This is a genomic window from Bosea sp. OAE506 (assembly GCF_040546595.1).
Lineage (GTDB): Bacteria > Pseudomonadota > Alphaproteobacteria > Rhizobiales > Beijerinckiaceae > Allobosea.
In genome coordinates, this window is record NZ_JBEPOB010000001.1 from 2,890,838 (window position 1) to 2,913,161 (window position 22,324).

At 69.4% G+C, this 22,324-nt stretch carries 23 protein-coding genes and 2 tRNA genes; 13 read left to right on the plus strand and 12 right to left on the minus strand.

The window, feature by feature from the left end:
* Positions 1 to 105 precede the first annotated feature (105 nt).
* Positions 106 to 1,311, plus strand: a complete 1,206-nt coding sequence (locus ABIE41_RS14100) for an OpgC family protein (RefSeq protein ID WP_192641021.1) — start codon at positions 106 to 108, stop codon at positions 1,309 to 1,311.
* Positions 1,236 to 2,060 carry an SGNH/GDSL hydrolase family protein gene (locus ABIE41_RS14105; RefSeq protein WP_192641022.1) on the plus strand — a complete coding sequence of 275 codons (825 nt, stop codon included), beginning with the start codon at positions 1,236 to 1,238 and terminating at the stop codon, positions 2,058 to 2,060. The genes ABIE41_RS14100 and ABIE41_RS14105 overlap by 76 nt, the downstream gene beginning before the upstream one ends.
* A gap of 25 nt (positions 2,061 to 2,085) precedes the next feature.
* Here ABIE41_RS14105 and ABIE41_RS14110 read toward each other — a convergent pair whose 3' ends face one another.
* Positions 2,086 to 3,060, minus strand: coding sequence for a hypothetical protein (locus ABIE41_RS14110; protein WP_192641023.1), 975 nt, complete (start codon positions 3,058 to 3,060; stop codon positions 2,086 to 2,088).
* Positions 3,061 to 3,164: 104 nt separating this feature from the next.
* On the opposite strand from ABIE41_RS14110, the gene ABIE41_RS14115 reads away from it, so the two are divergent.
* Both ABIE41_RS14115 and ABIE41_RS14120 read left to right on the plus strand, forming a co-directional pair.
* A complete protein-coding gene (locus tag ABIE41_RS14115; protein ID WP_192641024.1) occupies positions 3,165 to 3,734 on the plus strand; it encodes a nitroreductase family protein in 570 nt (189 codons plus the stop codon).
* Positions 3,735 to 3,738: 4 nt separating this feature from the next.
* Positions 3,739 to 4,344, plus strand: coding sequence for a flavin reductase family protein (locus tag ABIE41_RS14120; protein WP_192641025.1), 606 nt, complete (start codon positions 3,739 to 3,741; stop codon positions 4,342 to 4,344).
* 43 nt (positions 4,345 to 4,387) lie between these two features.
* On the opposite strand, the gene ABIE41_RS14125 is transcribed toward ABIE41_RS14120, so the two are convergent.
* Genes ABIE41_RS14125 through ABIE41_RS14135 form a run of 3 tightly spaced genes read right to left on the minus strand, consistent with a single transcriptional unit; the run spans position 4,388 to position 5,989 of the window.
* Positions 4,388 to 4,594: a heavy-metal-associated domain-containing protein gene (locus ABIE41_RS14125; protein WP_192641026.1), complete on the minus strand. Its 207-nt coding sequence runs from the start codon at positions 4,592 to 4,594 to the stop codon at positions 4,388 to 4,390.
* A gap of 19 nt (positions 4,595 to 4,613) precedes the next feature.
* A complete protein-coding gene (locus tag ABIE41_RS14130; protein ID WP_192641027.1) occupies positions 4,614 to 5,492 on the minus strand; it encodes an HpcH/HpaI aldolase/citrate lyase family protein in 879 nt (292 codons plus the stop codon).
* Entirely contained in the window at positions 5,492 to 5,989 is a 498-nt protein-coding gene (locus ABIE41_RS14135; protein ID WP_192641028.1) for a MaoC family dehydratase, read from the minus strand. The genes ABIE41_RS14130 and ABIE41_RS14135 overlap by 1 nt, the downstream gene beginning before the upstream one ends.
* A 194-nt stretch (positions 5,990 to 6,183) precedes the next feature.
* Here ABIE41_RS14135 and ABIE41_RS14140 point away from each other — a divergent pair, with 194 nt between their 5' ends.
* Positions 6,184 to 7,263: a lytic transglycosylase domain-containing protein gene (locus tag ABIE41_RS14140; RefSeq protein ID WP_192641029.1), complete on the plus strand. Its 1,080-nt coding sequence runs from the start codon at positions 6,184 to 6,186 to the stop codon at positions 7,261 to 7,263.
* Positions 7,260 to 8,474, plus strand: coding sequence for a DUF2336 domain-containing protein (locus ABIE41_RS14145; protein WP_192641030.1), 1,215 nt, complete (start codon positions 7,260 to 7,262; stop codon positions 8,472 to 8,474). The genes ABIE41_RS14140 and ABIE41_RS14145 overlap by 4 nt, the downstream gene beginning before the upstream one ends.
* A gap of 7 nt (positions 8,475 to 8,481) precedes the next feature.
* Here the strand turns inward: ABIE41_RS14145 and ABIE41_RS14150 are convergent, their stop codons facing one another.
* The 6 genes from ABIE41_RS14150 to ABIE41_RS14175 all read right to left on the minus strand — a co-directional run bounded on the left by ABIE41_RS14150 (position 8,482) and on the right by ABIE41_RS14175 (position 13,462).
* Entirely contained in the window at positions 8,482 to 8,898 is a 417-nt protein-coding gene (locus tag ABIE41_RS14150; protein ID WP_192641031.1) for a carboxymuconolactone decarboxylase family protein, read from the minus strand.
* 83 nt (positions 8,899 to 8,981) lie between these two features.
* On the minus strand, positions 8,982 to 9,755 hold the full coding sequence (locus ABIE41_RS14155) for an NAD kinase (protein WP_192641032.1): 774 nt from the start codon (positions 9,753 to 9,755) through the stop codon (positions 8,982 to 8,984).
* A 150-nt stretch (positions 9,756 to 9,905) separates the two neighbouring features.
* Complete coding sequence (locus ABIE41_RS14160) at positions 9,906 to 10,889, minus strand: MBL fold metallo-hydrolase (protein ID WP_192641033.1); 984 nt, start codon at positions 10,887 to 10,889, stop codon at positions 9,906 to 9,908.
* A 130-nt stretch (positions 10,890 to 11,019) separates the two neighbouring features.
* On the minus strand, positions 11,020 to 11,469 hold the full coding sequence (locus ABIE41_RS14165) for a hypothetical protein (RefSeq protein ID WP_192641034.1): 450 nt from the start codon (positions 11,467 to 11,469) through the stop codon (positions 11,020 to 11,022).
* 114 nt (positions 11,470 to 11,583) lie between these two features.
* Positions 11,584 to 11,658 (minus strand) — tRNA-Thr (locus ABIE41_RS14170).
* A 178-nt stretch (positions 11,659 to 11,836) separates the two neighbouring features.
* Positions 11,837 to 13,462, minus strand: a complete 1,626-nt coding sequence (locus ABIE41_RS14175; RefSeq protein ID WP_192641035.1) for an MFS transporter — start codon at positions 13,460 to 13,462, stop codon at positions 11,837 to 11,839.
* Between the two features lie 346 nt (positions 13,463 to 13,808).
* Between ABIE41_RS14175 and ABIE41_RS14180 the strand changes: the two genes are divergently transcribed.
* A complete protein-coding gene (locus tag ABIE41_RS14180; protein WP_192641036.1) occupies positions 13,809 to 14,333 on the plus strand; it encodes a hypothetical protein in 525 nt (174 codons plus the stop codon).
* Positions 14,334 to 14,345: 12 nt separating this feature from the next.
* On the opposite strand, the gene rlmB is transcribed toward ABIE41_RS14180, so the two are convergent.
* Positions 14,346 to 15,191 carry a 23S rRNA (guanosine(2251)-2'-O)-methyltransferase RlmB gene (gene rlmB, locus ABIE41_RS14185; protein ID WP_192641037.1) on the minus strand — a complete coding sequence of 282 codons (846 nt, stop codon included), beginning with the start codon at positions 15,189 to 15,191 and terminating at the stop codon, positions 14,346 to 14,348.
* Between the two features lie 214 nt (positions 15,192 to 15,405).
* Between rlmB and ABIE41_RS14190 the strand changes: the two genes are divergently transcribed.
* From ABIE41_RS14190 to ABIE41_RS14205, 4 genes are all read left to right on the plus strand, one after another.
* Positions 15,406 to 15,490, plus strand: a tRNA-Tyr gene (locus tag ABIE41_RS14190).
* Positions 15,491 to 15,726: 236 nt separating this feature from the next.
* Positions 15,727 to 16,233: a hypothetical protein gene (locus ABIE41_RS14195; protein WP_192641038.1), complete on the plus strand. Its 507-nt coding sequence runs from the start codon at positions 15,727 to 15,729 to the stop codon at positions 16,231 to 16,233.
* Between the two features lie 16 nt (positions 16,234 to 16,249).
* Positions 16,250 to 16,885 carry a L,D-transpeptidase gene (locus ABIE41_RS14200; protein WP_192641039.1) on the plus strand — a complete coding sequence of 212 codons (636 nt, stop codon included), beginning with the start codon at positions 16,250 to 16,252 and terminating at the stop codon, positions 16,883 to 16,885.
* A 39-nt stretch (positions 16,886 to 16,924) separates the two neighbouring features.
* Entirely contained in the window at positions 16,925 to 17,962 is a 1,038-nt protein-coding gene (locus ABIE41_RS14205; RefSeq protein WP_192641040.1) for an amino acid ABC transporter substrate-binding protein, read from the plus strand.
* Positions 17,963 to 18,004: 42 nt separating this feature from the next.
* On the opposite strand, the gene nanR is transcribed toward ABIE41_RS14205, so the two are convergent.
* Positions 18,005 to 18,757, minus strand: coding sequence for a transcriptional regulator NanR (gene nanR, locus ABIE41_RS14210; protein WP_192641041.1), 753 nt, complete (start codon positions 18,755 to 18,757; stop codon positions 18,005 to 18,007).
* An 81-nt stretch (positions 18,758 to 18,838) separates the two neighbouring features.
* On the opposite strand from nanR, the gene ABIE41_RS14215 reads away from it, so the two are divergent.
* Together ABIE41_RS14215 and ABIE41_RS14220 are read left to right on the plus strand one after the other, a co-directional pair.
* Positions 18,839 to 19,666 carry a phosphogluconate dehydrogenase C-terminal domain-containing protein gene (locus ABIE41_RS14215; RefSeq protein ID WP_192641042.1) on the plus strand — a complete coding sequence of 276 codons (828 nt, stop codon included), beginning with the start codon at positions 18,839 to 18,841 and terminating at the stop codon, positions 19,664 to 19,666.
* Between the two features lie 85 nt (positions 19,667 to 19,751).
* On the plus strand, positions 19,752 to 22,295 hold the full coding sequence (locus tag ABIE41_RS14220; protein ID WP_354192293.1) for a heavy metal translocating P-type ATPase: 2,544 nt from the start codon (positions 19,752 to 19,754) through the stop codon (positions 22,293 to 22,295).
* The last annotated feature ends 29 nt before the right edge of the window (positions 22,296 to 22,324 follow it).

Genomic DNA, 22,324 nt, shown 5'->3' on the forward strand with positions numbered 1-22,324 from the left:
CGTTTTATGAACGCCACATGAACGAAGTCCGTGCGCTTGTTCATGTCGGGGGAACCCGATGCGCCGGCCTCGCGTTCGCCCCGTTCCATCCGCCGGATCATCGTGGTGCAGCAGCTGTCCGCCATGTCGCGATTCCTGCTCTTGGGCCAAGGCCCGGGCGGAGTCGGCGCGGGCGAGGGCCGCGACGCCCGGATCGACGTGATCCGCGGCCTCGCCCTGCTGATTATCTTCATCAACCACATGCCGGGAAACGCGGTCGCCGCGTGGATGCCGCATAATTTCGGCTTCTCCGACGGGGCGGATGCTTTCGTGCTGCTGGCGGGCGTCTCGGCCACGCTGGCCTATGGCAGCCTGATCGAGCGGCAGGGGCTGACAGTCGGCGCGCTCAAGATCGGCGGGCGGCTGTGGACGCTCTACATCGCGCATCTCGCGACCTTCATCGTCGTCTGCGGCGTGGTGGCGGCGGCAGTGACGCGGACGCAGAACCCGCTCTATATCGAGGCGATCAACATCCAGCCCTTCTTCAGCGACACGCTGGCGGCGCTGATCGACGTGCTGACGCTGCGCTACCAGCCTTCCTATCTCGACATCCTGCCGCTCTACATCGTGCTGCTCGGCCTGTTCCCGCTGCTTTACCTCGCGGTTCGGCTGAGCCCGGCCGGGGCGGTTCTGGTCTCGCTTTGCATCTGGCAGGGCGCGCTGTGGTTCGAGCTGAACTTCCCGAACGTCCATGCCGCCGGCTGGTTCTTCAACCCCTTCGCCTGGCAGGTCGTGTTCACGCTCGGCATCGTCATCGGCCGCGCCATGCAAGGCGGGCTCGAGCTGCCGCGGCTGCGCTGGCTTGACGCGCTGGCGCTCGCCTATGTGCTGTTTGCGCTTTTCGCCAAGACGGCGGCCGGCAATCCGACCGGGATCGCGGCCCTGAACGACTGGTTCGACTCGGTCCAGCTCGGCTCCGACAAGACCAATCTCGCCGTTAGCCGCGTGCTCCACGTGCTGGCGCTGGCCTGGCTGGCGATGCGCTTCCTGCCCGCCGGCGCCGGGCTGCTTCGCTTCGCGGCGGGTCGCGTGCTGGCGATCGTCGGGCGGCATTCGCTCGATGTCTTCTGCGCCGGGACGGTGTTGTCGATCGCCGGTCAAATCGTGATGGCCGAGACCGGCTTCGCTCTGGGCCCGCAATTGCTCGTTTGCCTCATCGGGGTTACGATCCTGGTGGGGTTGGGGATGTTCCTGACGTGGTATCAGTCGCTCACGCTTGCTGCCGGCCGTTCCGCCGCGCCGTCGCGACGGGCTTCGCCGCAGTCGCACTGAACGCCGCTGCGGCGTTCGCGCCCGCTTCTGCCGGCCCAGTCGCGCCACCACCCCCGGCGGACCAGCGCTGCCGTGACGGTGGCGCCGCAAACGCGTTCCGTCCGGCCCTGCCCAAGGCCATCCAGGCACTGCGCGAAACCGGCAAGCTGACCATCGTCGCGATCGGCTCCTCCACCACTGCCGGGGCGGGGGCAAGCAGTGCCGACAAGAGCTACCCGACCGTGCTGGAGGAAGAGCTGCGCCGCCGCCTGCCGCAGGCGGAGATTCGTGTGGTCAATCGCGGCGTCGGCGGGCAATCCGCCTATGAGATGCTGATGCGGATGGAGGCCGACGTCATCGAGCAGGCGCCGGGCCTCGTCATCTGGCAGACCGTCGCCAACGACGTGGTGAACCATATCGGCGAGGAGAAGCTCGCCAAAATCCTGAAGAAGGGCATCCGAAAGGTCCAGTCGGCGGGCATCGACCTCGTCATGATGGATCTGCCCTGGATGCCGCGCGAGGGGCGCTATCCCCATTACGACGACTACCGCGCCGTGCTGAAGCGCACCTCCGAGGAGTTCGGCGTCGCCGTCTTCCCGCGCTACGGCGTGATGCGGGAGTGGGCGAGCTCGCGTCGCTTCACCCAGCAGGAGCTGATCGGCATGAACGGCACGGAGCTGGTCGAGGCCGGCTATCGCTGCCTCGCCATCCGCATCGCCGATGGTGTCGCGGCCGCTGTGGCAGGCGCAGTCCCCAAGGCGACGAACTGACGCCGACCCACCAAGGCCCCAGGGCTCAGCGCGCCAGCACCTCGATGTCGCGGTCGAGGCCGGATTCCACCTTAAAGTCCCGCGAGAAGACCTGGCCTTCCTGACGCGCGATCAGAACGTAATCGCCCTCAGCCAGGATGACCTGCGGAAAGGCGCCGATCGCCTCGCGGATGACGTCGCCGCCTGGCGTCAGCACGCTGAAGGCGGTGCCGGCGAAGGCCTCGCCACCGGCCGCCGCGACGAGCTTCAGCGTCACCCGGGCGGCACGGTGATGCAGCGTGGCATCGGTGACCCTGCCGGATTCGACCTTCACATCGGCGCGCTGGATCGCGTTGGAATCGCCATAGGTCGAGACGATGTGATAGGTGCCCTCGGGCAGCCGGACGAGCTCGCCGCCGCGGGCATTAGTGACGAGGCGGCCTTCCGAATTGCCCTGCAGCGGCACGAAGATCTGGAAGCCGAGCTGGGCGGGGGCGATCGGTGCATCGCCGATCGAGCCGCCGAGCGAAAGGCCGCCGGCGCTGATGGCGACCTGCTCGCGCAGCCCCTGCGGACCCAGGGTGACGCGCTTGGTGCCGCTGGCGAAGCCATAGGCGGCGTGCAGCAGATAGGTGCCGGGCTCCAGCGAGAACAGCGGCTCGGCATCGGCCGAGCGGCCGACGATGCGCGGCGGCGAGCCGTCCGCGGTCTCGGACAGGATGCGCCAGACCAGGCCGGAGCGGATCGGCTTGCGGTCGCCGGCGGCGAACTGGGCCGAGAGCCGCAGCGGCGCCTGCTGGGTGGCAGGCGGCGGGCCGGGCTGGACCGGTGTCGCACCCACGGCTCCGCCGATGGTCGGCGGCTGGACCGGGGCGGGGGCGGGAACCGGCAGCGGCAGGGTGGGGGGAACGGGCGCGGGAACCTGCGCCCAGGCCGGGCCGGCATGAAGGCCGAGCAGGAGCGCTGCGGCGCAGAGGCCCGTCCGGCGCTTTGCTGTCTCGAACCGTTCGCATTCAAACATGATCACAGCCCCCGGCCCCCTTGCGCTCATGTCTCAGCAGGCTCGCTTGTCCTGATCATGGCGAGACACTAGGTCTGTTCGGGTTCCTCGCATCCGGATGCTTCATGACCGATACGCTCTCCCTGCTCAAGCTGCGGCGGTCGGTGCCGCCGCAGCTCCTGACCGCGCCCGGCCCCGACGGCGCCCAGCTCGACGAATTGCTGACCATCGCCTCGCGCGTGCCGGACCACGGCAAACTGGTGCCCTGGCGCTTCATCGTCTTCTCCGGCGCCGCCCGGGAGACGGCGGCCGATGTGGTGGCGCAGGCCTTCCGCAACCGCAATCCCGAGGCTGCCGAGGATCAGGTCGCCTTCGAGCGCAAGCGCCTGCTGCACGCGCCCGTCATCGTGGCGGTGGTGTCCCGCGCCGCACCGCATGTGAAGATCCCGCAATGGGAGCAGGAGCTGACGGCGGGCGCGGTCTGCATGACGATGCTGGTCGCAGCTCAGGCGATGGGTTTCGCCGGCTGCTGGCTGACCAACTGGTTCTCCTTCGACCGCAGCGTGCTCACCGCCTTCGGCCTCGCAGCCGAGGAGCGCATCGCCGGCTTCATCCATCTCGGCACGGCCGGCTCCGTGCCGGCCGACCGCGAGCGGCCCGTCCTGGCCGATATCGTCAGCCATTACGGAGCCTGACCTCATGATCTATTCGCCCGCCGCGCAGGATCACGGCCTGCCGCACGACCCGTTCAAGGCGATCGTGACGCCACGCCCGATCGGCTGGATCACGGCGTTGAGCGCGAAGGGCGAGGTCAATCTCTCGCCCTACAGCTATTTCAACGCCGTCTCGACGCGGCCGCACATCGTGATGTTCTCCTCGGAGGGCAAGAAGGACGCGATCGCCTTCATCGAGGAGACGGCTGAATTCACCTGCTCGATGGTGACGAAGTCGCTGGTTGGCGCGATGAACCTGACCTCGGCGCCGCTGCCGCGCGGCACCAGCGAATACGGGCATGCCGGGCTGGAGATGGCGCCCTCGCACTTCGTCAAGCCGCCGCGCGTGGCCGGCAGCCCGGCCGCGCTGGAATGCAAGCTGCTCTCGGTGCAGCAACTCGTCGATCTCGAAGGCCGCAGCGTCGAGCGCTGGATGGTGCTGGGGCAGGTCGTCGGCATCTTCATGGACGATGCCTTCATCTGCGACGGGCGCTTCGACACGGCCGCCGCACACCCCGTGGCGCGCTGCGGCTATGCCGACTATGCCGAGGTCGACCACCTGTTCTCGATCCAGCGCCCGCCGGGCGGCTGAAGGCGGCGAAGCGGTCGCCTTGGCCGCTTCGGCGGCAACCTCCTCAGCCCGCCGGCTTCACCCGGTAGTCGCCGAGCGGGGCCAGCGCCGCGTTGATGGCGGCGGCGTCGAGGGTTGCAGTCTGCGGCAGGGTCAGCCGCGGCGGCTCAAGCGTCACGGTCGTGCCCGGGGCGAGCTTTTCCGCCGCCGTCTGGACGCGCGACAGGCAGCCGCCGCAATGCATGCCCGAAACCTCGAAAACCCGAGTCATTGGAATCGCCTCCAGCGGTTCATTCATCCCATCTGCGAGCACGCGCCACGAGGCGCTGCGCCCTCACCAGATGGGGACGATCGAGCATTTCGCCATCCAGCCCGATCACGCCGAGACCCGGATTGGCCTCGAACAGCGCGATGATCGCCTGGGCCCGGGCCAGAGCCTCCGGCGAGGGCGAGAAGACCTCGTTGATTGGCGCGACCTGGTCGGGGTGGATCGCCATCTTGCCCGTGAACCCGTCGCGCCGCGCCGCCAGGCACTCGGCCCGGAAGCCCTCGGCGTCGCGGAAGGCGGTGAAGACGGTGTCGATCGCATCGACCTGGGCGGAGGCCGCCGCGAACAGGGTCAGCGAGCGGGCGAGCCGGTAGGGATCGGTGTAGTGGCCGTCCGGCAGGCGGTTGGTCTCGGCGCCGAGATCGGCTGACAGGTCCTCGGCACCCCAGGTCAGGGCTTCGAGCCGGTGAGTGGCGCCGGCATAGCTGCCGAGGCCGAAGATGCCTTTTCCCGTCTCGGTCGCGATCGGGATGATCCGGGTGCCGCCGTCGGGCAGGTCGCATTCTGCCTCGCGCACCGCGATCTTCGCGGCGAGATGCCCGGCATCGCTGCCGCTTTCCGATTTCGGCAGCATGATTGCATCCGGCGCGCCCGGCATGACGGCGTCGAGATCGGCCTCGGTCAGCCCGGTGGTCAGCGCGTTGACCCTGACGATCAGCCGCGGACAGCGCGGCAATGCGCGCGCCTCGGCAAGGAAGGCGCGGGTGATCTCGCGGGCCTGCGGCTTGGCGTCGAGCGCGACGGAATCCTCGAGATCGAGAATCAGCGCATCCGCACCGCTGGTGAGGCCCTTCTGCTGCTTGCGCGGGCTGTCGCCCGGAACGAAGAGGAGCGAGCGCATCAGACGTCCAAGGCGATGGGGGCGGGATGGCGACGCATGAAGGCCTGGCGACGGCACTGGGCCACCAGCGTGCCGTCCTGCTTGTAGGCGCGGTGGTGGAACTCGACGATGCCCGCATCCGGCCGCGAGCGCGATTCGCGCTTGGCCACGATCTCGGTTGTGACGTTGATGGTGTCGCCCTCGAAGAGCGGGGCCGGGAAGGTGACGTCGGTCATGCCGAGATTGCCAATGGTGGTGCCCACCGTGGTGTCGTTCACGGAGATGCCGATCATCAGGCCGAGCGTGAACAGCGAGTTCATCAGGGGCTGGCCCCATTCCGTCTCGGTCGCGCAGAAATGGGCATCGATGTGAAGGGGTTGCGGGTTCAGCGTCATGTTGGAGAACAGCATGTTGTCCATCTGCGTGACGGTGCGCGTCAGCCCGTGCTCGATCACGGCGCCGACCTCGAAATCCTCGAAATAGATCCCGCCGCGCTTGTGGCGTTTCAGCTCTGGCATCCCTGTCTCTCCATGCCCAAGGCGATTCCGCACTCTAGCGCATCGCGCCGGCGAAAGGCGCCCCCCGTCTCCCGCTGCTGCCAGCTGACGATGCGTCGCGATTAACGCTTCGCTTACCATAACCGGGCCACTCTCCAGACCGCGCCGCAGAGTCCTGCGGCGGCCGCCGCCGGTGGGTGCGCCCGAGAGTCCCTATGTTCCTGTTCTCCACCCCGCAGTCGCGCGAGACCCAGCCGGCAAACCCGGTGGTGAGCGCCATTCGCGACGGCGCGGCCAAGACCGGGGCGGGGTTCGATTACCTGCTCAAGACGGCCCAGCGCGAATCCTCGCTCGAGCCCGACGCCAAGGCAAAGACCTCGAGCGCGACCGGCCTGTTCCAGTTCATCGAGCAGACCTGGCTGTCGATGGTGAAGCAGGAGGGGCCGAAGCAGGGGCTTTCCAGCTATGCCGACGCCATCACCGAGTCCGGCGGGCGGCTGACCGTCGCCGATCCGGCGGCTCGCGAGAAGATCCTCGAGCTGCGCAAGGACCCGCAGGTGGCCGCCGTGATGGCGGGCGCGCTGACCCAGAAGAACCGCGACCAGCTGGCGGGGGCGCTCGGCCGCCAGCCGCAGGCGGGCGAGCTCTATATGGCGCATGTTCTCGGCGCGCGCGGTGCTTCCGACCTGATCAAGACCGCGGCGAGCGACCCGACGCGCGCCGCCGCCAAGGATTTCCCCGAGGCGGCTGCCGCCAATCGCAGCATCTTCTTCGACAAGACCGGCCGCGCGCGCAGCGCCCAGGAGGTCTATGGCGTGCTGGCCGCCAGCCATGCCAACACGCAGCTCGCCGCCTCGGCGACCGTCACGCAGAACGTCGCAGGGCAGGGCGGCGACAAGCCGGCCGAGATCGCCGCCGCTCTGGCGCCCGGACGGGCCAAGGGTCTGATCGGCCTGTTCTCGACGGAAGGCTCGCGTGCCCCGGTCTCCCAGGCCGTCGCCAATCTCTGGTCGACGCCGCGCGGGGATGCCGGGCGGACAGCCTCGCTCGACCCGGCCGACCGCTTCTTCCCGCGGCAGACCAAGTCGGACGCCACGGCGGTCGCGCCGACCGCGTCCGATGCCGCCGCCGCCAACGCCGCCGCCTCGACCCGGGCGGTGCAGGCCCCGCTGCCGCCCTCACGCCCTGTGGAGCTGACTCAGCCGACGGGCGCGGTGCAGGAGCGCAGCGCCGGACGCAGCCGCCGGGCGCCGCTCGATCTCTCCGCCTTCATGATCCAGCGGAACGGCCGATGATCGTTCGTCGCTTCCTGCTCTGGGCCCGCACCGCCAATGCCGAGGAGCGCGCCAACGGCGCGGCTGCGCTGGCGGGCGCCTATCTGCGCTCCGGCATGGCCGATGAGGACCGCTCCGAGGCCGAGATCGCGCTGATTGCGCTGATCGACGATCCGTCGCCGCGCGTGCGCCGGGCGATCGCCGAGGAGATGGCGTCCTCGCCGCGGGCGCCGCGCAATCTCATTCTCGGCCTAACCGCCGACCAGAGCGACGTGGCAGCCCTCGTGCTGGCGCATTCGCCGGTGCTGACCGAGGCCGATCTGGTCGATGCGGCCGCGATCGGCGATGCACTGGCCCAGAAGGCGATCGCGTTGCGGCCCCACCTGCCGGCCGGCGTCTGCGCCGCGCTGGCCGAGGTCGGCTGCGAGGAGGCGCTGGTGACGCTGGCCGGCAACCGCACCGCCGACATTCCCGACTTCTCTCTGGAGCGCATGGTCGAGCGTGCCGGCGATTGCGGTGCGCTGCGCGAGGCCTTGCTTGCGCGGGCCGATCTGCCGGCCGGGCTGCGCCAGACGATCGCCGCCAGGGTCTCGGACGCGCTGGCCGATTTCGTGGCCGGCTGCGGCTGGCTGACGCCGGAGCGCAGCGCCCGGCTCGCGCGCGAATCGACCGAGCGCGTCGCGGTGGCGCTTGCCGCCGGTGGCGAGGACAGCGATGCGCCCGCCATCGTCGAGGTCCTGCGCAGCCATGGCCGGCTGACGCCGGGGCTGATGCTTCGCTCGCTGCTTTCCGGCGAGCCGGCGCTGGCGGAAGCGGCCTTCGTGCTCCTCTCGGATCTGCCCGCGAACCGGGTCGCCGCGCTGCTGCGCGATCGTCGCGGTGCCGGGCTGAAGGCGCTGTGCCGCAAGGCCGGGCTGCCCGACGCCCTGCAACCGGCCTTCGCCGCCGCCATCGCCGCGCTCAATGCGCGCGGTTTCGACAAGGGTGGCTCCGGACGCGGGATCGACCGGAGCCTGCTGCGCGACGTGCTGATCGCCTGCGAGCGGCTCGAGGGCAGCGAAGCCCATGCGCTGATGGGCCTGCTGCGTCGCCTCGATGCGGAGGCAGCGCGCGAGGAGGCCAAGGCCATGGCGGATTCGCTCGCCGACGATGCGGCCTTCGCCTATCTCGTCGAGGCCGATCCGGCGCTGCTGGTCGAGCTCGAGATCGGGGATATCCGGCAGGCGGCGTGAGCCGTCTTCAACCCGTTTTCGCCGTCCGCTCCGCTTCGAGCTGGACGCAGTGGCGCATCACGTCGGCGCCGGTTTCGTTCCAGGTGGTGATGCCGCCGGCCATGACGACCTGGACCAGTCCCTCGGCCAGTTCGGGCAGCGTCAGGCCGAGCTTCATCGCGGCCGTCGCATGGTTCTTCGCGCTGTTCTTCTGGCCGATCAGCGTGTCGAGCAGGGCGAAGACCAGCTCTTTGGTCTTGAGATCGAGCGCGCCGCCCTCGTCTCGGTCGCGCATGATTGCGGCGCGGATCAGCCCGTAGCCCGCGAAGGCGGCCGGCGCGTGCTCGGCCAGTAGGGTGAAATTCTCCGGCACGCGGCCAAAGGTCGCCATGAAGCTGCCCTTGCCGATTTCGGAGGCGGCTTCGGTGATGTCGTCGCGGTGCATGGGGCAGATCCTCGCTCGGGCCGGATCGCGCAGGCTAGCCGGGCTCCGGCGATGCGGCCATCGCCTTGGCGCGATGGCGACCCTCAGTAGCCGAACTGCTCCCGCAAAATCCGCTCGTCGAGGCTGTGGCCGGGGTCGTGGAGCATGACGAGATCGACCGTGCGGTCGATCTCGATGGCGACGCGCAGGACATTGTCGATCTGGACATGGTCGGCGACGGCGCTGACGGGCCGCTTCTCGGCTTCGAGCACCTCGATCGTGACCTTGGCATGGTCCGGCAGCAGCGCGCCGCGCCAACGGCGGGGCCGGAAGGCCGAGATCGGCGTCAGCGCCAGCAGGGGCGCATCGAGCGGCAGGATCGGACCGTTGGCCGAGAGGTTATAGGCAGTCGAGCCGGCGGGCGTTGCCAGCAGGACGCCGTCGGCGACGAGCTCGTCGAGCCTCACCTGGCCGTCGATCGAGATCCTGAGCTTGGCCGCCTGGTAGGAGCGGCGCAGCAGCGAGACCTCGTTGATCGCCTCGGCACGGACCTCGGTGCCGTCCTTGTCGACGGCGCTCATGGAGAGCGGGTGGACGACGCTGCGCTGCGCTTCGGTCAGGCGCTTGCGCAGGCCGCGCTCGCGAAACTCGTTCATCAGGAAGCCGACGGAGCCGCGGTTCATGCCGTAGATCGGCGTACCCGTGCCGATGAAGCGGTGGAGCGTCTGCAGCATCAGCCCGTCGCCGCCCAGCGCGACGATGACGTCCGCGGTTGCCGGGTCGGCATTGCCGTAGCGCTCGGTCAGCTTGGTCAGCGCGGCCTGCGCCTCCGGCGTGTCGCTGGCGACGAAGGAGATGGCCTGGAAGCGCTCGGTCATCACGGGTCCTGAAGGCAGTGCGCCGTGGCGGCGCAGGGGTGCCTTAGCACAGGCGGTGTCTGGATCGCGAGCGGAGGTGGTCCGAAATCGCGGCCACGAAAAAGGCCGGGGTTTCCCCCGGCCTTTCGCGTTTCACGCCGGGGCGCGATCTCAGATCGCGGTGCTCCACTGCACCGGCACCATCTCGAAGCCGTTGCCGGCCTTGGCGATGTGACCGGTCGCGGGGAAGGGCGCATGGTAGAAAGCGACCTGCATCTTGTCGGCCGCGACCATGTCGAGCAGCTTGCGCCGGGTGGCGGCGGCCTGAGGGCCGTCCATGTCGAACACGGCCGACCAGTCGGGGTTGCGCACGAACAGGGCAGGGTGGTTGGTGGTGTCGGACATCACCATCAGCGACTTGCCGCCCGAGGCGACCGCGAAGGTGGTGTGGCCCGGCGTATGGCCCGGCGCGGCGACGGCGGTCACGCCCGAGACGACTTCCTTGCCCGGCTCGAACTGCTTCACGTCCTTGGCGACGGGGCCGAAGACGCGGCGGACGCCGGCGAAGGCCCCCTTCATCGCCTCGGGGGCGGCGTTCATCTTGGCATCGTCCATCCAGAACGCCCATTCGGCGGCCGGGACCATCACCTCGGCGTTCGGGAACATCGCGGTGCCGTCCTTGAGGCGGAATCCGTTGATGTGGTCGCCGTGGAAATGGCTGAACACGACGGCCGAGACATCCTTCGGGTCGAAGCCGGCGGCCTTGAAGTTGGCGGCCCAGGCGCCCGAGGTCGGCGCGCCGGAATCGCCGTTGCCGGTGTCGATCAGGGTCAGCTTGCCGCCCTGCTGGATCGCGAGCGTCGTGAAGGAGATGTTCAGCGCGTCGGCCGGCAGGAAGGCCTGCTCCATCGCCTTCTTGACGTCGGCCAGCTCGGCATTGCGGACGAAGCCTTCCAGAGGCCGGCGGGCGAAGCCGTCATTGATGGCGGTCAGCGTGATGTCGCCGACCTTGTAGCGGTAGAAGCCGGGGGCCTGGTTCACGGGAACTCCTTGGGCATGGGCCGGGCTAAGCCCAGGCAGGTCGAATGAGGCGGCTGCGGCGAGGGCGCCAGCGCCGGCGATGACGGTGCGGCGCGACAGATTGAGATCGGTCATCGTTCTTGTCTCCCTCGGCTCGGGCGGAGCCGGTGTCGGACCCTAGCGGGCGGCGCCCAGCGTTCAACGCCGGAGCGCTGTCGCAGGGGCATGGCGGGGGTCAAGTTTTCGTGAGGCGGAGGCGCCGCGCTCAGCCCGCGTCGCGGTCGGTCGTCGCAGGCGTCGCGCTGCGAGCGCGGGCGAGGGCGCGCAGCAGCGCCGCGCAGATCGCCAGGGCTCCGATCGTGCCGCTCGCCTGGCACTCGGCGACGAGGGCCTGGAAGGTGGCGCTGTCCTCGCCGGCGAGGGATTGCAGGCTCCAGCGCCAGTCTGGCGCCTTCTGCCGCAGCAGGCCGACGGCGACGTCGATATTGGCGCTGGCGGAGCCCAGCGTCTTCCAGAGCGAGCCTTCCTGATAGATGCCGCCCGGCGGCGTGCGCCGGCCGACGAGATGGCTCGGCTTGCGGCGGACGTTGAAGCCGAGCGCCTCGTAGATGTCGGCGTCGAGCCCCCGGTCCGGCTTGCGCGCGGCCTCGCAGCGATCGGCGAGGGCGAGCAGGTCTTCCGGTCGATGCGGGCTGGAATCGGTGGTCGCAGGCATGTCCGTCCGGTTCGCTCGTTCACCCCGTCGGGCCGGCTCGAACCGGCCCTCGCTCGCATGGTGGCCCCGGACGCGCCCACGGCGGCAGGTCGTCGGGCGGCAGGAGCCGTTGAATGGTGCCGGCGGAGAGGATCGAACTCCCGACCTTCGGTTTACAAAACCGCTGCACTACCGCTGTGCTACGCCGGCGCGGCCGTCCCGCTGACGGGCGGGCTCGACGTTCCAGCGGTTAGCAGCCGGGCCTTGCGAGGGCAAGCGGGCCCTTCGGCCAAGACCGCGACAAACCAGACCCCGACAAACGAGAGCCCAACAGAAAAGGCCCCGCCTGGTGAGGCGGGGCCCGATGTCGTTGAGAGGCGAGCGTCGCTCAGTTCTCGTGGGTGGTGATGTCGCGATCCTTGGTCTCGGGCACCAGCAGCATGCCGATCACGAAGGTCGCGAGGGCAAAGACGATCGGGTACCAGAGGCCGTAGTAGATGTCGCCGGTGCCGGCCACCATGGCGAAGGAGGTCGCCGGGAGCAGGCCGCCGAACCAGCCGTTGCCGATATGGTAGGGCAGCGACATGCCGGTGTAGCGGATGCGGGTCGGGAAGAGCTCGACCAGCGCCGCGGCGACCGGGCCGTACACCATCGTCACATAGATGATGAGGATGGTCAGGATGCCGATGACCGTCAGCGACTGCGCGCTGAACAGGGCGCTGAAGAAGCCGGTCTTGACGATGCGGGCATCGCCCGGGGCCGGGTAACCGGCAGCGACCGCTTCCTTGGCGACCGTGGCGGCGAAGGTGGCGTCGATGGCGAGATCCTTGCCGTTGACGGTGACCTTGGCCGGGGTTCCGGCGGGAGCCGGAGCCTGGGTGTAGACGATGGCCTGGGTGGCCAGCGTGCGGCGGGCGATGTCGCAAGGCGCGGTGAAGGTGCGGATGCCGACCGGGTCGAAGACCGAGCCGCAGGTGGCCGGATCGGCGACGACCTGGACCTTCACGTTCTCATGCGCTGCGGCGAGGCCCGGATTGGCGGCCTTGGTCAGGGCGCCGAACAGCGGGAAGTAGGTCAGCGCCGCGATCAGGCAGCCGGCCAGGATGACGGGCTTGCGGCCGATCCGGTCCGACAGCGAGCCGAAGAAGATGAAGCCGCCGGTGCCGACGATCAGGGCCCAGGCGATCAGCACGTTCGCCGAGTAGAGATCGACCTTCAGGATGCTCTGGATGAAGAACAGGGCGTAGAACTGGCCGGTGTACCAGACGACCGCCTGGCCCATGGTCAGACCGAACAGGGCGATCAGCGCGATGCGGGCGTTCTTCCACTGGCCGAAGGCCTCGGTGAGCGGCGCCTTCGAGCCGGTGCCCTCTTCCTTCATCTTCTTGAAGGCCGGGGATTCCTGCATCTGCAGGCGGATCCAGACCGAGATGGCGAGCAGGAAGATCGAGAGCAGGAACGGAATGCGCCAGCCCCAGGCAGCGAATTCGGCCTCGCCCATGTTGACGCGGATCACCAGGATGACGAGCAGCGACAGCAGCAGGCCGAGCGTTGCGGTGGTCTGGATCCAGGAGGTGTAGAAGCCACGACGGCCGACCGGCGCGTGCTCGGCGACATAGACCGCAGCGCCACCGTATTCGCCGCCGAGCGCCAGGCCCTGGAGCATGCGCAGCGCGATCAGGATGACGGGGGCGATCCAGCCGATCGTGTTGTAGCTGGGCAGCAGGCCGACCAGGAAGGTCGAGGCGCCCATGATCACGATGGTGACGAGGAAGGTGTATTTGCGGCCGATCAGGTCACCCAGGCGACCGAAGAACAGCGCGCCGAAGGGGCGGACCAGGAAGCCGGCGGCGAAGGCGAGCAGCGCGAAGATGGCGCGGGTGTTGGGATCGAACGCCGAGAAGAAATGGGCGCCGATCATCACGGCGAGCGAGCCGTAAAGGTAGAAGTCGTACCATTCGAAGACGGTGCCGAGCGAGGATGCGAGAATGACGCGCTTCTCTTCACTCGTCATGGGGCGTGGCGCGCTCTTCGCCCCCGATGCGTTTGCTGCCATGCTCATGGCGAGTACTCCCCTGCGATGACCCCGGCAGCGGGACGATCCGCGCTGCCCGTTTGCCCACCGTCCTTGTTCGACGTGATTGCGGCGAAGGCGGAGGCGAAACCCGAGGTTCCGCGCTACCGTCGGCCACAGGAATGCGCGCGGGAAACCGGCTGCGCAATCAAGCACTTGGTCTTGCATAATTGGTCGTACGACGATGGTCTCAGGCGGGTCGCGCGCGCGAATCCGCTTTCCAGCCCGCCGTGAGCGCCTATAGTCGGTAGCGGAGGCTTTGGAGATGCGGAGAAGGAGGAGCGCCATGCCGCGCACCACGATCATCTGTCTCGGCCTGATGCTGGTCGGCCTGTCGCTGCCGGCCGTTCCGGCCGCGGCGCAGAGCGTCGGGCCCCACAATGCTGCGCGGGCGGGCGCCGCTCATCACCATCACCGCGGCGCCGCCATCCACCAGCGCATGAGCCATGACCGCTGGGTCAGGTCCGATGCCGGGCGCTGGCGCGGCGAGCATCGCAGCCGGGGATTCGGCCAGGGCGTCTGGACGCCGGTCGGCTACGGCCCCTGGAGCGTCGCGAGCGGGGGAACGTCCTCCCATGCGACCGAGGCCCCGCGTCCGGTCGATCGGAATTCCTTCGAGCATATGCCTGTGCGGATGGGCATCGCGCGCTCGCCGACGCCTGAGCCGACGCTCTACCGGCTCGAGGGCCGGCGCGACCGTCCGGCGACGCGCGTCATAAGGATCAGCGATCCCGAGCCGCGGCAGGGCCGGCGCGCCCGCTTCGCCCATGCCGAGACCGGCGCGCTGCTCCTGGTCGTTCCAGGTCGCTGAGGCCCGTCCGGCTCAGCGCCGCCGGCTGGCGGCGTAGAGCGCGATCGCGGTGGCGTTGGAGACGTTGAGGCTGGTGATCGCGCCCGGCACTTCCAGCCGCGCGACCTGGTCGCAGAGTTCGCGCGAGCGCTGGCGCAGGCCCTTGCCCTCGGCGCCCATCACCATGACCAGCGGTCGGGTCAGGGCGACATCCTCGAAGGCGACCTCGCCATCCGAATCGAAGCCGATGCGCTGGAAGCCGCGCTTGCCGAGCTCGGCGAGCGCGTCGCCGAGATTGCGCACGGCGATGAGCGGCACATGCTCCAGCGCGCCGGAGGCCGACTTGGCGAGCACGCCCGTCGCGGCCGGCGAGTGGCGGATGGTGACGATCACCGCCGCGGCCCCGAAGGCTGCGGCCGAGCGCAAGATGGCGCCGACATTGTGCGGGTCGGTGATCTGGTCGAGCGCCAGCACGATCGCGTCGTGGGGCAGGCTGTCGAGATCGAGCGAGGGCAGGGGGTCGCAGACCAGATAGAGCCCTTGATGCACCGAATCGGGGGTGAGCAGCCGGTCGATCTCGGAGGGGCGCACGATTTCGGGTTCGAGCGGCAGGTCGCCGATCTCCTCCTGCAGCCGCTTCACACCGTTTTCGGTGGCGAGCAGGCGGCGGTGGCGACGCTTGGGATTGCGCAGGGCCTCGATTACCGGGTGCACCCCGTAGAGAACCGCCTCGTCGATATCGCCCGGGCGGTGGTGCAGGGTGCCGTCGGCGCGGCGCGGGCTGGTCTGGCGCGGGCCGTCCCCGCGCCCGCCCTCGCGGCGCGGCCGGTCGCGATCCGGCCGATCACGATCCGATTTCGGGCGGAACGGTGCTGGCATGGGGGTTCTCCTGCAGTGCTGGCGCATGCCCTGACATGACATCCCCGGCTTGACCAGCATGGAAATGGCCCGGCGCTTCACCATGCCGGTGCGGCAGGTGGCTTTTTGGCGTTGACAGGGGGCGGCCCGGTCACCATAAGTCCGGCCGCGCCTGTCGCCGTCACGCAAGTGACACGAGAGAGACGCCTGCGGCCCAGCCGCTGGCGGCGCAGGCGGGGGAATGTCCCGAGCGGCAAAGGGGGCGGACTGTAAATCCGCTGGCTATGCCTTCGCAGGTTCGAGTCCTGCTTCCCCCACCACCTTTCTTCAAGCCGCCCTCGTTAGGCTTCGCTGCCGGGCCTTGGGCCTCAGTCCACTCCCATCATTGAGCACGCCCCGGCTTCCCCAGCTTTGTGGGCGCCGCAAGGTGCGCGCGCTGCGCCTTGCACGGCTCGTTCCTGCGGTGGGGCCGCGGCGATTGCCCTCGCGCGCAAACCATGTCCTATTTCCCTAACGGCCGGGCCGGCACACAGCCGGGATCAGAGCGGAGCGGGGGATGGTGACCAGCAACGTCAAGAACGGGCTGCGGCTTTCGCTCCCGTCCAACGGCGCCGTCCTGGCGCTTTCCGCGGTGCTCGGCGGCTGCCTGTCGGGCGTAGACGAGCCACGGGCGCCGCAGACGCAGGTCGTCGCCTCGGTCGCGGCGCCGAGCACGATCAGCGTGAACACCGTGATCGGAAGATGGGGCATCGCGTCCTTCCACAACGAGAAGGATCGCAAGCGTACCGAAGGGCAGGCTCACGCGGCCTGCAACCAGCCCTATGTCATCAGCAAGGGGCCTGGCGACGGCGTCATGATGCATGTCGCCGATGACGCCAAGCTCTACGAGCTGCGGCTCAAGGCCGGCCCCGGCGGGCGCAACTTCCTCGGCTTCGAGGCGCCGCCCGGCGATCTCCAGGACCGCGAGATCCTGTCCGCGACCGACTCGATGCTGGTGATGCGCTTCGTCGATCCCGATGCCCATCGCCGCTACGGCACCTTCATCTATGTGCGCTGCCGCTGACGGGAGGAGGAGGCTCATGACGTTATCGACCACGTTTTCGCTCCGCCTGCTGCACAGCACCGCGGTACTGGCGGCCTTGTTCGCGCTGTCGCAGCCGGGCCACGCCCAGCCGCGCCCGCCTGCCGCCGTCCAGCAGACGATGGATATCGGTGACGAGCCGGGCCGGGTCTCGACCGAGGAGGTCAGCATCACGGAGGGGCCCTTCGCGCGCCAGATGGTGCTGTTCCGCTCGAACGAGGCGCCCGGCACCGTCGTCATCCATTCGGCCGAGCGCTTCCTCTATGTCGTGCAGGGCAATGGCCGGGCACTGCGCTACGGCATCGGCGTTGGCCGCGAGGGCTTCCAGTGGTCGGGCCTGGTGCAGGTCAGCCGCAAGGCGGAATGGCCGGATTGGCGCCCGCCGCCGGAGATGCTGCAGCGCCAGCCCTATCTGCCGCGCTTCATGGCGGGCGGGCCCGGCAACCCGATGGGCGCACGCGCGCTCTATCTCGGCTCGACGGTGTTCCGCATCCACGGCACCAACCAGCCCGAGACGATCGGCGAGGCGATTTCCTCCGGCTGCTTCCGCCTCGCCAATGGCGACATTGCGGATCTCTACGAGCGGGTGCCGCTCGGGACGAAGGTGATCATCCGTCACCAAGCGACGCTGTAGCGCGCGGGCGCGCCGAGACCACAGGCCAGGGGGAACGTCATGTCGCAGGTCTCATCGCTTCGCCGTCTGGTTCTCGGCGTCCTCGCCGCCGTCGGATCGACCGCCGTGCTCTCCCTCCCGGCTGCTGCAGCAACCCTGGTGACGGTCAAGCAGCGCGGGGTCCTCCATTGCGGCGTCAGCGAGGGGCTGAACGGCTTTTCCGCCAAGGACGCGCAGGGGGCATGGTCGGGTTTCGACGTCGATTTCTGCCGGGCGCTGGCGGCCGCCGTGCTGGGCGATCCGCAGAAGGTCAGCTTCACGCCGCTCTCGGCGAGCGAGCGCTTCGACGCCCTCAAGGCGGCGAAGGTCGACCTGCTCTCGCGCAACTCGACCTGGACGCTCGGACGCGAGGCGGAACTCGGCCTCGCCTTCGCCGGCATCACCTATCATGACGGGCAGGGCTTCCTGGCGAAGCGGGCGCTGCGCGTGGACGGGGCGCTGGCGCTCGACAAGGCGAAGATCTGCGTCGAGACGGGCACGACCTCGCAGGCCAACCTCGCCGATTTCTTCCGGGCGAATTCCCTGACCTATGAGGAAAAGCTTTTCCCCGGCGCCGCCGAGGCCTTTGCGGCCTTCGAATCCGGGCAGTGCGACGTCCTGACCCGCGACCAGTCGGCGCTCTATGGCGAGCGGCTGAGGCTTGCCAAGCCGGGCGATGCGATCGTGCTGCCGGACGTCATCTCCAAGGAGCCGCTTGGCCCGGTCGTGCGCAGCGACGATTTCGCCTGGTTCACCGTGGTCAAATGGGTGAATTTCGCCCTGATCAACGCCGAGGAGCTGGGCATCTCCTCGACCACCCTGACGGCCGCGCTGGCGTCGCAGAAGCCCGATGTGCGCCGCTTCACCGGTGCCGAGGGCGGGTTCGGCAAGGCGCTGGGGCTCGATCCGGACTGGGCGGTCAAGGCCGTGCGGGCGGGCGGCAACTATGCCGAGATCTATGAGCGCAATCTCGGGACCGGCTCCAAGCTCGCCATCCCGCGCGGGCTCAACCAGCTCTGGAGCATGGGCGGCGTGCTCTATGCGCCGCCGCTGCGCTGACGCCGGGCGCTGGAAGGGCGGAGGCTTCGCCCGGGCTGCGTCTCAGCGGCGATCGTCCGCCGCGGCGGGCGGGGCGAGGCTGCGGTAGAGCGCATTGGCCCGGCTCAGATGGTCCGTCATCGCCTGGGCCGCGGCGTCGCCATCGCCCGCCGCGATCGCGTCATGGATGCGCTGGTGCTCCGCCAGCGTCAGGCGTTCGGCGCCCGGTGCCCGCACCAGCGTGACATAGGATGCACCGAGCCAGCCCAGCATCGCCTCGACCGCGGCGGGAAAGACCGGGTTGCCGCTCATCACCGCGATCTGGCGATGAAAGGCGATGTCGCGGCTGAGGAAGTCGTCGAGTCCGGCTGTGCGATGCTCGTCGAGGCGCTGGCGCAGCAAAGCGAGGCCGGCGGCATCGGCGCGTTGGGCCGCGAGCCGGGCGATGCCGGATTCCAGCAGGATGCGCGCCTCCTTGAGATGGTTCAGCGCGTCGGGATCGACGCTCAGCAGATAGTGCGCCGACTCGGCCATCTGCCCGACGATGCCCTGCGCGGTCGGCAGCAGCACGCGGGCGCGCTCGCCATGGCTGATCCCGATGATGCCGGCGCGCTCCAGCTGCTGCAGCGCCTCGCGGATCGAGGGGCGGCCGACGCCATAGGCGTCCATCAACTCGCGCTCGGAGGGCAATTGCGCGCCCGGTGCGAACTCTCCCGAGCGGATGCGGGCCATCAGCCGGTCGAGGACCTCCTGATGCAGCTTGCGGCGGGGGATCGGCTCGGTCGTCACGGGGTGCTCGTCAAAGGCGGGAGACATGATTCATTATGTCATCATACCAGATTGACCACCAAGCACTGTTGTGGGACGAACTCATCATACCAGTTGAGGAGATCGACGATGACGGTGGTGGCTCTGTTCGGAGCGGGCGGCAAGATGGGCATGCGGCTGGGCCGCAATCTCGCCGCCTCGCGCTTCACCATGCGGCCGGTCGAGGTCAGCCCGGCCGGGCAGGAGCGGGTGCGCGCCGCCTTCGGGCTCGATTGCCTCGAGGCCGAGGAGGCGATCGCAGGGGCGGAGGTGGTCGTGCTGGCCGTTCCGGACACCCATGTCGGCGCGGTGGCGACGACGCTGTTGCCGAAGCTGGCTTCGGGCACGATCGTGGTGATCCTCGACGCCGCCGCGCCCCATGCCGGCCATCTGCCGGAACGAGCCGACATCACCTATTTCGTCACCCATCCCTGCCACCCGCCGATCTTCAACGACGAGACCGACCCGGCCGCCAAGGCCGATCATTTCGGCGGCATCGCGGCCAAGCAGCACATCGTCAACGCGCTGATGCAGGGGCCTGAAGAGCATTATGCGCTCGGCGAGGAGGTCGCGCGGGCGATATGGGCGCCCGTGATGCGTTCGCACCGCGTCACGGTCGAGCAGATGGCGATCCTGGAGCCTGGCCTGTCGGAAACCGTCTGCGCCACCCTGCTCGACGCGATGCGCGAGGCGATGGAGGAGGCGATCGCCCGCGGCGTCCCGCGCGAGGCGGCGCGCGACTTCCTGCTCGGACACATGAACATCCTCGCCGCCGTCACCTTCGAGCAGGTGCAGGGCGTGTTCTCGGACGCCTGCAACAAGGCGATCGTCTTCGGCAAGGACACGATCCTGAAGCCGGACTGGAAGCGGCTGTTCGAGCCGGAGGAGATCGCCGCCAGCGTGCGCCGCATCACCTGACGGATTATCCGCGGTCTGCCCCTTGACCTTCCCATGATGGGAAGCCCCATCTCCGGCTCTGACGCGACAGCCGGAGCCTGAGCCGATGACCCTGACCGATCTTCCCAAGCCGGACGGCGCGACGACGCTCGCGATCCCCGTCGAGGGGATGAGCTGCGCGTCCTGCGTCGGCCGGGTCGAAAAGGCGATCCTGGCCGTGCCGGGCGTCCGCGGGGCTTCGGTCAATCTGGCGACGCAGCGGGTGAGCGTCGGGCTCGACGCCGATGCCGGCGTGGCGCCCGTCCTGGCCGCGATCCGGGCGGCCGGCTACACGCCGCAGGAGGACGAGACCGATTTTTCTGTCGAGGGGATGAGCTGCGCCTCCTGCGTCGGGCGGGTCGAGCGCGCGCTGCTTTCCGTGCCGGGCGTGCTGGAGGGCAGCGTCAACCTCGCCACGGGCCGCGCCCATGCGCACCACATAGGCGGGGAGGGCACGGTGGCGGCCATCGCGGCGGCTCTGGCTAAGGCCGGCTATCCGGCCGAGCCCGTGCGGGAGGCGGCTTCCCAGGCCGATCGCGACAGCGCGCGGCGCGACGCCGAGCTGTCAGGCCTGCGCCGCGACCTGACCCTGGCCGCACTGGCGACGCTGCCGATCGTCGTGATCGAGATGGGTTCGCATCTCTCCGACACGCTGCATCACGCGCTGGCCGAGAGCTTCGGTGCGGCCAATCTGCGCATCCTGTCCTTCATCCTGGCGAGCCTGGTGCAGTTCGGGCCGGGGCTGCAATTCTACCGCAAGGGTGGGCCGGCACTGCTGCGCGGCGCGCCCGACATGAACTCGCTCGTCATGTTGGGCACGACGACGGCCTATCTCTATTCGGTGGTCTCGACCTTCGCGCCCGCGCTGCTGCCGGCCGGGCTCGACCACACCTATTTCGAGGCCGGCGCGGTCATCGTCACGCTGATCCTGTTCGGCCGCTATGCCGAGGCCCGGGCCAAGGGCCAGACCGGCGATGCGATCCGCCGGCTTTTGAAGCTGCAGGCCAAGACCGCTCTGGTGCTGCGCGAGGGCCGCGAGCAGGAGTTAGCCGTCGCGCAGGTGCGGCCCGGCGACATCGTGCTGGTGCGGCCTGGCGAACGGCTGCCGGTCGATGGCGAGGTGGTGGAGGGGGCCTCCTTCGTCGACGAGTCCATGCTGACCGGCGAGCCGATCCCCGTCGAGAAGGCGGTCGGTTCCACGGTGATCGGCGGCACGGTCAACGGGACCGGAGCCTTCCGCTTCCGCGCGACGCGCATCGGCGCGGACACGCTTCTGGCGGGAATCGTGCGGACGATGGAGGCAGCCCAAGCCTCGAAGCTGCCGATCCAGGCGCTGGTCGACAAGGTGACGATGTGGTTCGTGCCCGCCGTCATGGCCGCCGCGCTGCTGACCTTTGGGGTCTGGCTGATCTTCGGGCCGAGCCCGGCGCTGTCGCTGGCGATCGTCAATGCGGTCGCGGTGCTGATCATCGCCTGTCCCTGCGCGATGGGGCTGGCGACGCCGACCTCGATCATGGTCGGCACCGGCAAGGCGGCGCAGATGGGCGTGCTGTTCCGGCGCGGCGAGGCGCTGCAGGCCCTGCGCGACGTCACGGTCGTCGCGCTCGACAAGACCGGCACGATCACGCGGGGCAAGCCCGAACTGACGGATGTGGAGGTCACCGCGGGCTTCTCGCGCGACGAGGTTCTGCGGCTGGTGACGGCGGTCGAGACGCGCTCGGAGCACCCGATCGCGCAGGCCATCGTCGCGGCGGCCCGGCAGGGCGGCCAAATCCTGCCCGAGCCCGCCGCCTTCGCCGCCGAGCCCGGTTATGGCGTCACGGCCACCGTCGAGGGACGGGCGCTGTTGGTCGGGGCCGACCGGCTGCTGGCGCGGGAGGGCATCGACCTTTCGCCTTTTGCCGCGACGGCGGCGCGGCTCGGAGGCGAAGGCAAGTCGCCGCTCTATGCCGCAGTCGACGGGCGGCTTGCCGCCATCCTCGCCGTCTCGGACCCCGTCAAGGAGACCAGCCGCGAAGCGCTCGAGGCGCTGCGGGCGCAGGGCCTGCGGATCGTGATGATCACCGGCGACAACCGGCGCACCGCCGAGGCGATCGCGCGCGGCCTGCCGGTCGACGAGGTCGTCGCGGAGGTGCTGCCGGCCGGCAAGGTCGCGGTGATCGAGCGGCTGCAGGCAGGGGGTGCCCGCGTCGCCTTCGTCGGCGACGGCATCAACGACGCTCCGGCGCTGGCGAAGGCCGATGTCGGGCTCGCCATCGGCACCGGCACGGACATCGCGATCGAGAGCGCCGATGTCGTGCTGATGTCGGGCGATCTGCGCAATGTGGCGAACGCGGTGGCGCTGTCGCGCGCGACGCTGCGCAACATCGCCGAGAACCTGTTCTGGGCTTTCGGCTACAATGCGGTGCTGATCCCGGTTGCGGCTGGCGTGCTCTACCCGGCCTTCGGCATCCTGATGTCGCCGATGGTGGCGGGGCTCGCCATGGCGCTCTCCAGCGTCAGTGTCGTCGCCAATGCGCTGCGGCTGCGCGGTTTCCGGCCGCCGCTTGCGGCGCATGGCCGGGCTGCGGCCGCAGCCGGAGCGGGGCCGAGAAAGCGCTTGAACCTCTAGTGGCTACAGGAAGTAGGGTCTGGCCGGTT